This window comes from Colwellia sp. 5_MG-2023 (genome assembly GCF_030547795.1).
Taxonomy (GTDB): Bacteria; Pseudomonadota; Gammaproteobacteria; order Enterobacterales; family Alteromonadaceae; genus Colwellia.
On the sequence record NZ_JAUOPW010000001.1, the window covers coordinates 92,376 to 107,660 of the forward strand.

Below are 15,285 nucleotides of genomic sequence, written 5' to 3' on the forward strand. Positions count from 1 at the left end.
TGACGAGCTATGATAATGCTATGGCAACCAAAGTGATGCAAGACATATGTCTAATGACAAGAACAAAAATACAGGTGGCATGAATAGTAATAACAGCAAAGCAACTTACGACACTATTATAATTGGCGCAGGTATTGCTGGCCTAACCGCAGCTCTCGAATTAGCAAAAGCCGATAAACAAGTACTGATACTTGATGCACAAGATGAAACAAAAGTTGGTGGCTTAGCCAGAAGTGCATTTGGCGGTATGGCATTGATAGGCACGCCAGAACAAAAACGAAGTAATATTATCGATTCACCTGCCATAGCATTAAAAGATTGGCATGATTTTGCTCATTTCTCCCAAGATGATATTTTCCCAAAACAATGGGCGAAGCTTTATGTGGAAAGCAGTTATCAAGCTATTTACCACTATGTTAAAGATCTCGGTGTTAAGTTTTTACCGGCAGTAAATTGGGTTGAACGAGGCTTATACTCAGGCGGTAACTCAGTACCTCGTTACCATGTAATTTGGGGAACATCACTAGAGCTTGTTAATAAAATGCTGCTTGCGATTGCTCCCTTTAAAAATAAAAACATTCACTTTAATTTTAATTGCAAAGTTAACAAACTTATTAAGTCTGATGAAGCGGTTATTGGCTGCCAAGACGCTAACAGTAACCTGTACTTTGCTGATAACACTATCGTAGCAAGCGGTGGTTTTACCGGTAATTTAGCAAAAGTAAAAGAACATTGGCCTAAACACTTTAAACCAGCACCTGAAAACCTATTAAACGGAACTCACCCTAGTTGTGATGGTGCCATGCATGACGAAGTTAATAGTATCGGCGGAAATCTTACCCATTTAGATAAAATGTGGAATTATGCTGCCGGCATCCCTCACCCTAAAGCAACATTTAACCAACAAGGTTTAAGTTTAATTCCTTGTAAATCGGCTCTTTGGCTTGATAGCAACGGAAAACGAATTGGTCCAGACCCTATGGTAACAGGATTCGATACTCATGAATTATGTCGGCGTATGAGTGAACAAAAAGACGGCTATGCATGGCAAGTACTTAATTGGAAAATAGCCAGTAAAGAGTTTGCTGTTTCAGGCGCAGAGCATAATCCAATGATCCGTGATAAAAAATTATTTACTATGCTAAAAGAAACTTTATTAGGGAATCATCGACTAGTAAAACAGATGCAAGAAGAGTGTGACCACTTTATCGTTGCGAATACTGTTAGTGAATTAACTAATAAAATGAATGCATTAACTCAAAAAAAACGTGTTAATAACGAAGTTTTACAACAAACATTAGACGATTACGATGCCATTTTATCTCGACCTTCATCACAATGGAATGATGATCAAATAAGACGAATAGAACATGCTAGAAAATGGAAAGCAGATAAATTAAGAACATGTAAACCACACCCTATTCAAGACGAAAAACACGGCCCTCTCATTGCTATTAAAGTAGCACTGATCAGTCGAAAAAGTTTAGGGGGTATTCAAACAAATCTAAACTCTCAAGTAGTCAACCAACATGCCCAACCAATAACCGGTTTATATGCTATTGGCGAAGCATCTGGATTTGGTGGTGGCGGCTCAAATGGTGAAAAATCTTTAGAAGGTACTTTTTTAGCCGGTTGCATACTAACCGCTCAGCAAGCCGCAAAAAATATCAATAACTTAACGAGTATAAACACACAGGGAACCAAATAATGAAAAAAACAGCTGCATGGTTAACACGATACGCGTTAGAGCAAATTGGCGTAAAATATACTTTTGGTATTCCTGGGGTTCACAATACTGAACTTTACGATGAATTAAATAATTCTGATCTAATTACACCCAACCTAGTCATGCACGAAGGTCATGGTGGTTTTATGGCTGATGCGATTAGTAGAGTCACTGATTCCATTGGCACATTAGTTATCGTTCCTGCTGCCGGCGTTACCCACGCAGCAAGTGGAATTGCTGAAGCTTACCTTGATGGTATACCTATGCTTGTTATTACTGGCGGTATTCGTAACGACTCCAAATTTGATTATCAACTCCATGAACTAGACCAACTTAAACTTGTTGCAGGATTTACCAAAGCAGCGTTTAAAATCAACAACCATGATGAAGTTATCAACACTATCTATAAAGCTTATGATATCGCGATCTCAGGAGAGCCTGGTCCGGTATTTATCGAGATCCCTGTAAACTTACAACTTGATAAAGCAGCAATTAATGCATTACCAACTTACGTTAAGCCCGAACAAGCAGCTTTATCAGCGAGTATGCTAACGCAAATTGAAAATGCAGCTCAGATGCTAATGAAAGCGAAAAATCCTGCTATCTTTGCGGGCTGGGGCGCGGCTCATGCGAGTAGTACCTTAATTGAGATTAGTGAAGTGATTGGCAGCCCTGTTGCGACGACTATGCAAGGAATCAGTGTATTTCCGGCAAACCATCCGTTACATACAGGGTTTTGTTTTGGCCCTGCCGCTGTCCCTGCGGCTCAAAATGCATTTGATAATGCTGATTGTGTGCTAGCTATTGGTACGCGTTTCGGAGAAATAGCGACCGGCAGCTTTGGTGGTCAATTACCGCAAAATTTAATTCATATCGATATCAACCCTGATGTTTTCGATGCCAATTATAAAAGTGCAATTGCTATTGAAGGTGATGCTAAACAAATTTGTCAACAACTGCTTAGCACGCTAAAAACTTTAGGAGTAACTACAGACTTTTCTGAGACAGCTAAAAAAATTGCGGCGGATAAAAAATCTTATCGTGAAACATGGTATCAACATGACTCAAAAGAGAAGGTAAATCCAGCTCTATATTTTGACGAGCTTAGAGCACAACTTAGTGATGATGCTCATATTGTTGTGGACGATGGCAATCATACATTTTTAACAGCTGAGCTGATGCCTATTCACCAAGCCTATGGTTTTATTTCACCTACAGATTTCAACTGTATGGGTTATGCCACGCCAGCAGCTATTGCGGTAAAAATGGCTAAGCCACAACAAGAAGTGCACGCTATTGTTGGCGACGGTGCTTTTATGATGACGGCAACTGAATTAGCGACTGCAGTTAGCCAAAACTTAGGGCTTGTTATTGGTGTATTTAACGATGGAGAGCTATCTCAAATAGCACAAGCACAGCAAATTCCTTACAACCGAAAAACATGTACAGTATTACCACAAACTAAACTTAAAGGCTTAGCGATGGCAACGGGTGCTGAATATGTACGTATTGAGAATAATAATGAGATTAAAACGGGGTTAACGAAGGCAAGAGCGTTAGCCCAGAATAACAAAACGGTTATTCTTGATATAAATATTGATTATTCTAAAGCAACCGCTTTTACCGAAGGCGCCGTTAAAACCAACTTAACACGTATGCCTCTACCAACCAAAGTACGTATGGTTGGTCGCGCCTTGGTTAGAAAAGTAACCGGATAGCTACTCTTTGCTATGTTCAATATTTAGCACCTTTTTTAAAGGGTCTAAATATTGTTCAAAATGCTTCCATTGTTCGGTAGCGCTTTTATATATCGGCTGTCGAACTTGTTCCGAGCTGGGTGTTTTAATATTACGTTTAGTTTTATGAAAATCAATACATGACTGTTCAAATGGTAGGCCACAAAAATCAAGTATTCGGTGCACCTGTTTATCTAAATCATCAACAACATCTTCATGGTTAACCGTTAAAACAAAATCAGGTAATACTTCATGCCAATGGTTCATTAACTTTAAATAAGCTTGATAGTAACGACCAATATCTTCTAACTTGTAACTAAAATCTTGCCCTTCAGCAAATAATTGCTTAAATCCGCTAAAACAACAAGCCATTGGCGAGCGTCTAGCATCAATAATTTTCGCATTTGGCAGTATTAATCGGATCAAGCCGATATGAAGAAAATTATTAGGCATTTTATCAATAAATAATGGCGCTTGTTCGCGGTAGACACGCGTTTCATCAATAAATTGCTGTCCAAAACGTTTAAAGTAATCTGGGTTAATCTCATGTAAATTTTTAGGATATTGATTTTCTTTATTTGTATCTACGTTTGAATTACGCCCTCTTAACCGAGAAGCTAGACCTAAGATATTATGCAGTTCCATGGTGCCATCTACTTGGCTATGCGAAGCAAGTATTTGTTCAAGCAAAGTAGAGCCTGCCCTTGGCAAACCGACAATAAAAATAGGATCGGGTGAAGCTAAGCCTAAATGACCTCGTTTTTCAAATAATTCTGCAGTGCAGTATTTTATTTGTTCTTCGACTTGTTGTTCTATTTTACTGATATCAAAACCATTTATTTCATTCTGAAGTTTATTGCCTTGTTGATAATATTGAAAGGCTTGTTGGTATTGAGCTCTATCTTCAAAAGCTTTACCTGTAGCGAAGCTCAATTGAATTTCATCTACTATTGGTAAGTTTTTCTTATCTTGTTGCGCTTGCATTTGGGCTATTTCATCATCGCTAAAGCGATAGGTTTTTGTATTCGCTAAACTCCAAAAGGCATCTCCATAACTTGGATTTATTTGATAGGCTTTTTGGTAAGCTAAAACCGCTTGCTTTATTTCACCTTTAGCTTTGAGTGCGTGGCCTAATTGTAAATGAAATCCTGCTATGTTATTTCCTTGTGAAATAGATTGCGAGATAGCTTGCTCAAAAAGAACAATAGCTTCTTCTATTTTACCCAACCCAGTTAACACATTAGCTTTGGCAACTTTAAAAGTAATATTATTGGGCTGAGCATTGAGTAATGTCTCAACTTGCTGTTCAGCCGCTTTATATTTACCTAAGCGAATAAGTAAATTGAGGTACTGAGAACGCGCATAAAGGTGAGTTGGCTCTAGCTCAAGCGCACTAGCGAGAAGAAATTCAGCATCATCATAGACTTTAAGCTCCATCCCTATTTCAGCTAACAAACACATTCCATCAATATGACGCTTATTGTTCTGTAAAAAATGTCGGCAAATCTGCTCTGCTTTTAATAATTTACCTTCATGCATTAATTCAGTTACCGCAAGTAAAGCTGGCGGTAATTTTTTTAATTTTTCTAATTGATTTGCTGTTTTTTGAACATTGTCTTGTTGTCCTGCATCTCGGTACAGTTCAATCAATTCTTGCCAACTTGCCACTAAACTAGGATTAAGTTTCACAGCATGTTCAAAGGAGCTCATCGCACTTTTAGACTCTCCTAAAGCAAGATTGATAAAACCTTTTTCTTGATTCGCTCGACTGTGATGATCATCAAGCTTAAGTAACGTATTAATACTTGTTAATGCTTGAGCATAGTTTTTTGCATAACGCTGTGCAACAGCAATTAAATACCATAGCTCAACTTGTTGTGCTTTTTCTGTCGTTTTTGTTTGGAGTTTTTTACTTGCTAAAATAGCATCATTGAATTTTGCTGTTTGGATCAATTGTTGAATTGATTTTAATTGTGTTTCAAATGATTGAGGCGATGTGGTGTCCAATGACTTAGCTCCGTGAAATATAAGGCTTAATAGCAATTCAATTAATTACTTTGTACTTTATCAATAAAAAACCGCTTGAGACAAATATCAAGCGGCTTTAGTACACTTAATTAAGTATCAGTTTTATGACTTTTACTTAACTTTATTTTCTACTTATCTTTTTATTTAATAGAAATCATACGAAAATCTAAAGCCAATAGTACGAGGTCTATTAGAGACCACTTTAGGCGTAAACTGCTGAGTATCAATATACAATACTGCACTCTCATCCGTTACATTATCGATAAATATTTCTGCTTTCCATTCATCATTAGTAACACCAAAGCTTAAATTAGCCAAAACATAACTATCTTGTATGTAACGACCACCGGCAAAGGTTTCACCATTTCGGTCTTGATAATTAACACCTGAGAAAACATCGGCTTCTTTTTGTATACTTAAACCTGAACCCGTACCGTAAATCAAATTAGTAGCGTCTTCTACCACATAAGCATCCATAGACATACCAGCAAGTCTATCGCCAGTGTAACTTATCGAGCCGTTAATATAACCTGTCATATCATTAGCAATTGAATAAAAATATTGTGCTTGTAAATTACCTGAGAACTCGGCGGAATAAGGTAATTGACTGCCAACCGCTGGAGCAATACCGGCAAGTTGACTATTAACAGATGTTAGCTCACTATCAATAAAGCTAAAGGCACCGGATATAATTAAGTTATCTGTTGCTGCCCATGTAAAGTCACCATCAATACCTCTTATTTCTGCTTCACCAACATTGTCGGTAAACACTAAGAAACTAATGTTAGTAGGGTCATAACGCGATGTTTGTAAATCAGATATCTCTGAATAATAAGCTGTAGCATTAAAACGTAGTGATTGATCAAATAATGTTGATTTAAAACCAATTTCAAAGTTATCCAAACTATCCGTTGTTGAGTACACTGGAATACGGAAGCCATCAAAAGCGCCTTCTTGACTTGTCGCTGCTCCGCCGCCTACTCGGTTAGTCACTGGAGGTCTAAAGCCTTCTGAATATGAAGCAAATACCATCACTTCATCTGATATTTTCCAATCAATTGAAGCTTTTATAATGGTATCATCTACAGTTAGTGTACCGTCATCGTCAAGTAAGCTAGTGTCTAATTGACCGCTAGCAATAGCTGCTTGTATAGCAGCAGCTTCTTCTGCGCCGAAAAACTCAGTTAAGGCTTCATCGCTACCATCACCAAAGGCTCTTAATCGACCACTAACATCATCCCCGGTAGTCGCGCCTTTATAAATATCATCTATTTGATACCAACGGGCACCAAAACTTGCTGTAACCGTATCAGTTATATCAAATTCTAACTGACCAAAGACAGCAATTTGGTCAATAGTATGAGTAACATCATTGACAAAACTTACTTCTGAAGGAAAAGGTCCTCCATTACTATTAGTGCCTTCAGAGCCAGCAAGCGTTCTTGCCATATCAGGGAATTTATCTGTACTCGCTATTTTGAATTGACCCACAGTTGATAATTCTTGAGAATCATAAAAAACACCAGCAGTAACACGCCAGCGGTTTTCAGCAGCGGTGCTAAATCTAAGTTCATGCGTAATTCGTGAGGTACTAGTTTCTTCTTTATAGTATTTAGTTGGGTCAAGACATTCTTGTTCTGATTCAACTATGCCTGCATAATTACAAACGTAGTAAGCAGAGAATGAACCACCATTAGTATAACCAGTGTAATCAATCGTTGAATTGATATCTCTATCTAGATAACCACCCGTATAAACAATGTCAAGATTCTGAAGACGACCTTCAAGGGTCCAGGTTGTAAGACCAAAATCATCATTATTGTTTTCTGGGATAAAACGATTCGTTGAAGTTTCACCTTCCAAGTTAGGATCGTAAGCAAAAACACCTTCAGTATCGAGTGACTGCTGAGTATGTTGAACTAAAAGGTTCCATTCATCATTAATAATGTAAGATAAGCCAAAACGTGCACCAGCGTAATCCGCAGTATTAAAGTCATCCTCTACTAAAGCAGCATTTTGTGGAGCGATAACAGGCACGTCTTGAGGATTTGTTAAAACACCACCAGAAATTCTGCTAATAACTTCAGCACTGCCAGTATAGCCACCTTCACCAGGAGTGTTGAGTATATTGTCTATCCAACCACCTTGATGATCATTATACGTTGCAACACGTATAGCTAATGAATCTGTTAACGACATATTAAAGTAGGCTTCAACAGAGTTACTCATATCACCGCCTGACGTAGAGCCAGTGCTCGTATCAAAACCAGCAGAAAAACCATCATGGCTAGGTTTGTTAGTGATTATACGTACTGTACCTGATTGAGAGCTAGCCCCAAAAAGCGTGCCTTGAGGGCCAGGTAAAACTTCCACACGCTCAACATCACTCGCATAAACATCTAAATTACGACCTTGCATTGATACAGGTTGTTCATCTAAATAAAAAGCAACTGAAGGCTGTAATGCTTGCACTGATGAAACTGAAATATTTGTTTGTGTCGTTGCAGCGCCACGAATATATATTTCATTTTGCCCAGGGCCTGTCCCCTGAAAAACAACATTAGGTAAAAACTCTACATATTGGTCAAAGTTTGATACACCTAGTTTTTCTAAACTATCACCTGTTAAGGCTGTAACAGTAACAGGTACTTCTTGAATAGACTCTGCTCGTTTAGTTGATGTGACTTCAATAACTTCAATTTTTGATTTTTCTTGTGTTTTTACTTCTTCAGCATAGAGAGAGCCAGAAGCTGCTATCGCTGTTAACACTGCCGCATGCAGCTTTGTTAATTTCATATTATTATCCCTTTAGTATTGTGATTCTATTTTTTAATTATGTTTCGAGTTGATATTATTAGTGTACTAATTAAATTTTTATGAGCGCTAGCTTAACAAAATAAGCGTTCTTTTTCAAAGACGCATATAATGTTAAACTTTATGGAGAAGTTATATATAATGTATGATTATCTACAGCGTGACTAAGATAAAAATAATATCAATACAAATTAAATCAGAGGAATTAAATTGCCTACTACAGTTCAGGGCCACTTAAATAAGAAAGTATTTGTTGGGGCTTCGTCAGTGATCATTGCCCTTTTACTTTATACCGCTTTGCTTCCTAAACAAGCACAAAACTTATTTACACTTATACAAGCGAGCATTATCGATAACGGAAGTTGGTTTTATGTACTTACCGTTGCTTTTATTTTCTTTTTTGTTGTCTTTTTAGGCTTCTCTCGTTATGGAGATATTCGTTTAGGGCCTGATCATGCTACCCCCGATTACTCTATAACCACCTGGCTTTCTATGCTTTTTGCTGCAGGTATGGGCATTGGTTTAATGTTTTTTGGTGTCGCTGAACCATTAATGCATTATTTATCGCCGCCAACAGCTGAAACAGGTTCAATTGAAGCCGTTCGTGAAGCAATGAAAATGACATTCTTCCATTGGGGACTTCACGCTTGGGCAATTTATGCTGTTGTAGCATTAGTATTAGCCTATTTTAGTTATCGTCATAATTTACCGCTAACTTTACGCTCTGCTTTATACCCTTTAATTGGCGATAGAATTTATCAATGGCCAGGGCATTTAGTGGATATTTTTGCCGTTGTTGGTACCGTGTTCGGCGTTGCTACTTCGCTCGGCTTAGGCGCTTCTCAAGTTAACTCTGGTTTTAGTTATTTATTTAATATTGATATATCGCTCACAAACCAAATTATTATTATGTTCGCTATAACTGGATTAGCTGTTATCTCTGTAGCAACGGGGCTAGATAAAGGTATAAAGATCCTATCCGAAACCAACATGATTCTGGCCGTAATATTATTATTATTAGTTTTTATTCTAGGCCCAACCGTGTTTTTATTGCAGGCATATTTGCAAAACATGGGCGACTATTTGGCTGATATAGTACACAACACTTTTAATTTATTTGCTTATAAAAAGACGAACTGGATTGGCGGTTGGACTATTTTTTATTGGGGATGGTGGCTTGCTTGGGCGCCATTTGTTGGCTTATTTATTGCCCGAATTTCTCGTGGACGTACCATTAGAGAATTTATTATCGGCGTAATGCTGATACCAACAGTATTTACCTTATTTTGGATGACTATTTTTGGTAACAGTGCGATTGATTTAGTTCATGATCAAGGAGTTGTCGCCTTAGGCGAAATGGTAAGTAAAGATTCTTCTGTTGCTTTGTTTGTATTTCTTGAAAATTTCCCACTAAGCCAAGTACTTTCTTTTTTTAGTGTTTTAATGATCATAATATTTTTTGTTACCTCATGCGACTCAGGTGCCATGGTGGTTGATATGCTTTGTTCTTATGGCAAAAACAATACACCTCTTTGGCAGCGTATTTATTGGGCTGTAGGGATTGGTGTAGTTGCCAGTATACTTTTACTCGTTGGAGGACTAAATGCACTACAAACAATGACCATTGCCAGCGCATTACCTTTTTCTGTGGTGTTATTATTAGCCATTTTCGGTTTAATCAAATCATTAAGGATTGAAGCCTTTAAGCAAGATAGTCAACTAATTTCAGCCATCCCTCATACAAATAATGAAAATAACGATAGTTGGCAATTACGTTTAAAAAACATTGTCGATTTTCCAAATAAAACCAATGTAAATAAATTTATTAGTCAAACGGTTAAACCTGCATTTGATTTAGTCGCTAAAGAGCTACAAACAAATCAAATACAAGTAGATATATCTAATGATGATGGCCTGACATTAATTGTTAATCATGGTGAAGAGCAGGAGTTTATTTACCGTGTACTTGCACGCAAATATGCGCAACCTGACTTTATCAACGAAGCCGATGATGATGAACAAAGTTATTACCGTGCAGAAGTTCACTTAAGTGAAGGTGGGCAAGATTATGATATTATGGGTTGGTCTAAAACCTCAGTGATCAATAACATTATTGATCAATATCATAAACATTTGCACTTTTTACATTTATTACGTTAGTCCTATGAAACGTCAGTTTTGTTAGCAATACTGGCGTTCATTGCATTTAGCTCTAATACGGGCGCAGCATCAATTTCATTAGCATCCATCATTTCAGCAAGGCGCTCAAGTGAAGATAATAATTGTGACTGTTCCCAACCAGCTAAACTCGAAAATTTTTCAATAAAATGCTCTTGAAGTGCTTGTGGTGCATTAAGTAAAAGTGCTTTGCCTTGATCCGTTAAATACAAACCAACTTTACGTTTATCTTGTGTATCTCTAACTCTTGAAACAAGATTTTTATTTTCTAAACGGTCAAGAATATTAGTTACCGTTGCCGCACTTAAGTTAACACTTTTGGCAACTTGACTAGAGTTTACCCCTGACATTTTATCAATTTCTAACATAATTAATAATTGTGGGCTGGTTAAACCTGAGGTTTTACTCAAGTGCTTGGAATGTAAATCTATCGCTCTAATCACTTTTCTTAAAGCAATTAATAATTCTTGGTGCTTTTCCATGACAAACTACTTTTACTTAAATTTCTGTTAGTTTAATCAAAATTAAAAGTAGTGCCTAGACATATTATGAAATAGACACCTTTATCAAGTAAAAACATAGTTTTTCTATTCATTACACAAAATATAGCTAACTATGATGGCTAAGTTAACTCTAATAATTAGTGATTATTTGCCATCTGGTTATGCTCTAACATTGATGGTTTATATAATTTGAGTAATACTCGGCGATCATAAAAACTCATTTTATGTTCGTTATTTGCGACAACAGGTGACTTTTCTCCAAAAGCAAAAGTGGCAATTTGTTGCTCATCAACACCTTGTGCCATTAACAGTGTTTTTACTGAATTAACCCTAGCTTTCGACAATGCTTGATTATGTGCTTCTTCTCCCGTTAAATCGGTATAGCCTGACAAATCAATTTTCATGCTTGGAGAGTTATTTAATATGCTTGCTAGTGCAGCTACTTGCTCTTGGTAGTGGGCAGCAATATCACTTGAACCTGTCGAAAATTGTAGGCTCATTAATAGTTTATCGGCTTGTAACTGACCTTCTTGTTTTTGTTGATTTTCAAGTGCAGCTAACTGGTATTGATAAGATTCTTCTACGTGCTGCAATTTTTCTTGATATTGTTGTTCGGCCTGTTTACTCGATAGTTGATAAGTTTGCTTTTCTTGTAATAGGGTTGCAGTTAGTGCTTCATTTTCATCGTTTGCATTCATTAGTTTCGCAATTAAAGTGCCACCTAAACCTGCAATAAAAGCACCTACAGGTCCAGCAGCAATACCACCAATTAAAGCTCCAGTACCAAAGCCGATGTTTTCATTATTCGTTTTTGATTGTTGCTTTTCAGTTAATGTTAATTGTTTATCAATATCATTTTCAAATGCTGAAACAGAGGTGCTGGTAATCACAGTAACAAGCATTGTTGAAAGTAATATTTTTGTATAATTACGTGAGGAATTATATTTTAAGTGTGTTGTTTGTTGCTCTTTTAGTTGCTCTTTTAACATAGTAGATTGCATCTTGGTCATCATATTTTCCTTTTTTATATCAGTTTTAATTAAGTAAAGTTTGCTTGTTGTTGGTTGACGTAAGCTATTAAAACGTAATAAAAAGGCAGTGATATGCTGTAATAAAGGCAAATTGCTGAGCAATTGTGGCAACAATATGGCAATTTCAAAAATAAGGCGCGAAAAGAGTAAAAGTTAGATATAGTCCGAGACAGCGCTATTGTTTGCAATGTATTGACCATTCAAGGCATTGTTTTCTGTAACATAGAGATAATTGTTGTTAACTACTTATCTCTATCAAAAATTATTAAAGTATTTATAAATGACCAAACGAATTGCTATTGTTGAAGATGAAGCCGCCATACGTGAAAATTATGCTGATGTATTGCGTAGCCAAGGTTATCAAGTGCAAACTTATGCCTGTCGAGAAACAGCGACACAAGCTTTCAATTTACGTTTACCTAATTTAGTTATTTTAGATATTGGTTTGAATCAAGAATATGAAGGGGGATTTGTTTTATGTCAGCAATTGCGGGCCAAATCAGCGAGTTTACCTATCATTTTTTTAACCGCTCGCGATAACGACTTTGATACGGTGTCCGGGCTTCGTATTGGTGCCGATGATTATTTAACAAAAGATATTAGTTTACCGCACTTAACTGCGCGGATATCTGCCCTATTTCGTCGCCAAGAAGCTTTTAAACAGCCTATTAATAATGATCATATAACCCAAACAGGATCCTTAACAATTGATAGTCAACGCATGACCATTACATGGCAAAGTAAAGCCATTGACTTAACGATTACTGAGTTTTGGTTAGTACATGCACTAGCCAAGCACCCAGGACATGTTAAAAACCGTACGCAATTAATGACTGATTCAAAAATTTACGTTGATGACAGCACCATAACATCTCATATTAAACGTATTCGTAAAAAGTTTATTAAAACCGATGAACATTTTGACTGTATTGAAACAGTTTATGGTATGGGCTATCGCTGGTTAAGTGAAATGACTAACACAGACCCATATGCCCAATAACAAGTTTTTTCAATTACGCGTTGGTTTAAGAGCCAAAGTATTATTACTTTCTAGCTTTCTATTTGTCATTCCTTGGTTTGGCTATCAATATGTATGGGAAATGGAAAAGTATTTACGTTTTGGACAAGAGCAAACACTGGTAGGTACTGCTAGAGCACTAGCGACAGCATTACATGAACGTGAAAATTTATTTAACAACCAAGCCAGTTTTTTACCTAGCGTAGAGCAAGGTAAAGATTTATATGGCTATCAGTTCACTGAAGCGATCCAACTCGATGGCTTATCTAATGATTGGACAAATTTTTCACAACGAGCTCATTTTTATAATCAACAACAGCAACTATTTGCAAAAGATGCATTAAGTTTAAACTTTAAGGCAAGTGTTGGTAAATATGACAAATATTTATATTTATTTTTTCAGGTCGTTGATAATAAAGTTATATTTCGTGGTAAAAATAACCGCAGCATCACCAACAATGATCATTTAGCTCTATCATTTAGCGACACTAACAATGAATTAAATCGTTTTATTATCAGTAATAAACAAGCCGGTTGGATATCAGCCTTTAACATTACAGATGATCCTGATGATATCCCAAAGCCAGCGCCTCAGATCCAAGGGCATTGGTTAATAACTCCCCAAGGTTATAATATTGAATTACGTGTTCCCTTAAAAACGCTAGGCGATAAAATTGCCTTTGCTTTTTTTGATGTAGATAGCCCTGGTGGCGAAGTTACTTCAGCTATAGGCTCTGCTGATCCAAGCAAGCTCAATAGTTTAGGCACCATATTAGTTCCTTCGCCTGAAATTGAGCGTATTGTAAAAGGTATGCGCTATACTAATTCGAGTATTTGGGTTGTTGACCAACATCATAGAGTACTCGCCAGTGCAGGCTCGTTAAAATCAGCTAGTGGCGTTTGGCAAACAAAAACCGACCCCTTAAATGATCAAGAAGAAAAAAGTCTTTGGTATCGATTTAAACAGCATTTATTACTTCCTCTGTATTATAAAATACTGACTAAACCGCCAACAGATTTCATTGACAAAATTTACGATGCTGGGCACTTAAGTGGCGAACATATTGTCCATGCCTTATCAGGCAAAGCTAAGTCTCAATGGCGATTAACAACAGACAAACAAGCATTAGTGCTATCTGCTGCTTACCCTATTTTCATTAACAATCAAGTGCAAGGTGCTGTAATTGTAGAAGAAACAACAAATGGTATACGCACATTAAGAAATAGAGCTTTAGAAAAGTTATTTACCGTAATTTTAGCCATAATGACTTTAGGGGCATTAACCTTTATTATTTTTGCCACACGCATTTCATCACGTATTCGACACTTATCTAACCAGGCAGAACATGCTATTGATCCCCAGGGACGTATTATTGGCAAAATATCGCCATCTAACAGTCATGATGAAATAGGTGATTTGTCGCGTAGTTTTACTACTGCCGTTAATCGACTTAGCGAATATAATCACTACTTAGAAAGCATGTCATCACGTTTATCTCACGAATTAAGAACACCGATTGCGGTAGTAAAAACATCTTTAGAAAACCTGGCGATACAAGAAAAACAAAAATTATTAGCTGATAACTCAGCAGATAAATCAATCGAAAGTAATCCTTATATTGAACGAGCACAAACAGGCATTAATACATTAAATTTAATTTTAACAAATATGAGCGAAGCGACCCGGCTTGAGCAGATGTTATCGAGTACAGAAAAAATTGATTTTGATTTAAAAACCGTTATTTCTGGCTGTATTGCTGGATATCAACAAGTATATAAAGAGCATACTTTTATATTGAATACTGATCTTGCTAAGTTAACATTTAAAGGCTCACCTGAGCATATTGTACAATTACTAGATAAAGTCGTTAATAACGCCGTTGAATTTAGTGAAGATAATGTTATCACCTTTGACTTAAAACGACATGATGAACAAGTGACTTTATTAGTTCATAACAATGGTATTCTATTACCTAAGCAACTAAATGAAAGCTTGTTTGATTCAATGGTTTCCTTACGTGAACATTATTCAGCTAATAAAAAAATCACCGAACAGCCTCACCTTGGCTTGGGTTTATATATAGCTCGATTGATCTGTCAATTTCACCAAGGTAAAATTAGCGCATATAACCATCGCTCACCTGATGGTGTAACGATAGATATTTGCTTACCATTAAAGTTTAACCGCTAAGTATAATGGCTAAAACTAGGTGAATTAAGTGAAGCACTAAAGTTAAAGAAAAGTTAGGCA

9 protein-coding genes are annotated in these 15,285 nt (G+C 36.7%); 5 read left to right on the forward strand and 4 right to left on the reverse strand.

The features are described from left to right. Positions 1 to 46: 46 nt before the first annotated feature. Together Q4496_RS00390 and Q4496_RS00395 are read left to right on the forward strand one after the other, a co-directional pair. Entirely contained in the window at positions 47 to 1,708 is a 1,662-nt protein-coding gene (locus tag Q4496_RS00390; RefSeq protein ID WP_303609742.1) for an FAD-dependent oxidoreductase, read from the forward strand. Next, on the forward strand, positions 1,708 to 3,444 hold the full coding sequence (locus tag Q4496_RS00395; protein ID WP_303609743.1) for a thiamine pyrophosphate-binding protein: 1,737 nt from the start codon (positions 1,708 to 1,710) through the stop codon (positions 3,442 to 3,444). The genes Q4496_RS00390 and Q4496_RS00395 overlap by 1 nt, the downstream gene beginning before the upstream one ends. Here Q4496_RS00395 and Q4496_RS00400 read toward each other — a convergent pair whose 3' ends face one another. Together Q4496_RS00400 and Q4496_RS00405 are read right to left on the reverse strand one after the other, a co-directional pair. Continuing rightward, positions 3,445 to 5,469, reverse strand: coding sequence for a tetratricopeptide repeat-containing sulfotransferase family protein (locus Q4496_RS00400; RefSeq protein WP_303609744.1), 2,025 nt, complete (start codon positions 5,467 to 5,469; stop codon positions 3,445 to 3,447). 165 nt (positions 5,470 to 5,634) lie between these two features. After that, the gene (locus Q4496_RS00405; RefSeq protein WP_215972435.1) at positions 5,635 to 8,286 is read right to left on the reverse strand and encodes a TonB-dependent receptor; all 2,652 of its coding nucleotides are present in this window, start codon (positions 8,284 to 8,286) and stop codon (positions 5,635 to 5,637) included. Between the two features lie 228 nt (positions 8,287 to 8,514). Between Q4496_RS00405 and Q4496_RS00410 the strand changes: the two genes are divergently transcribed. Beyond that, complete coding sequence (locus Q4496_RS00410) at positions 8,515 to 10,464, forward strand: choline BCCT transporter BetT (RefSeq protein ID WP_215972434.1); 1,950 nt, start codon at positions 8,515 to 8,517, stop codon at positions 10,462 to 10,464. A 2-nt stretch (positions 10,465 to 10,466) separates the two neighbouring features. Here the strand turns inward: Q4496_RS00410 and Q4496_RS00415 are convergent, their stop codons facing one another. Both Q4496_RS00415 and pdsO read right to left on the reverse strand, forming a co-directional pair. Beyond that, positions 10,467 to 10,964 carry a MarR family winged helix-turn-helix transcriptional regulator gene (locus tag Q4496_RS00415; RefSeq protein WP_215972433.1) on the reverse strand — a complete coding sequence of 166 codons (498 nt, stop codon included), beginning with the start codon at positions 10,962 to 10,964 and terminating at the stop codon, positions 10,467 to 10,469. Positions 10,965 to 11,122: 158 nt separating this feature from the next. Next, positions 11,123 to 11,995: a sortase-associated OmpA-like protein PdsO gene (pdsO, locus tag Q4496_RS00420; RefSeq protein WP_303609745.1), complete on the reverse strand. Its 873-nt coding sequence runs from the start codon at positions 11,993 to 11,995 to the stop codon at positions 11,123 to 11,125. A 301-nt stretch (positions 11,996 to 12,296) separates the two neighbouring features. On the opposite strand from pdsO, the gene pdsR reads away from it, so the two are divergent. Beyond that, positions 12,297 to 13,016 (forward strand): proteobacterial dedicated sortase system response regulator, encoded by a 720-nt coding sequence (gene pdsR, locus Q4496_RS00425; RefSeq protein ID WP_215972431.1) that lies wholly within the window; start codon positions 12,297 to 12,299, stop codon positions 13,014 to 13,016. Next, positions 13,006 to 15,225, forward strand: a complete 2,220-nt coding sequence (pdsS, locus tag Q4496_RS00430; protein ID WP_215972430.1) for a proteobacterial dedicated sortase system histidine kinase — start codon at positions 13,006 to 13,008, stop codon at positions 15,223 to 15,225. The genes pdsR and pdsS overlap by 11 nt, the downstream gene beginning before the upstream one ends. The last annotated feature ends 60 nt before the right edge of the window (positions 15,226 to 15,285 follow it).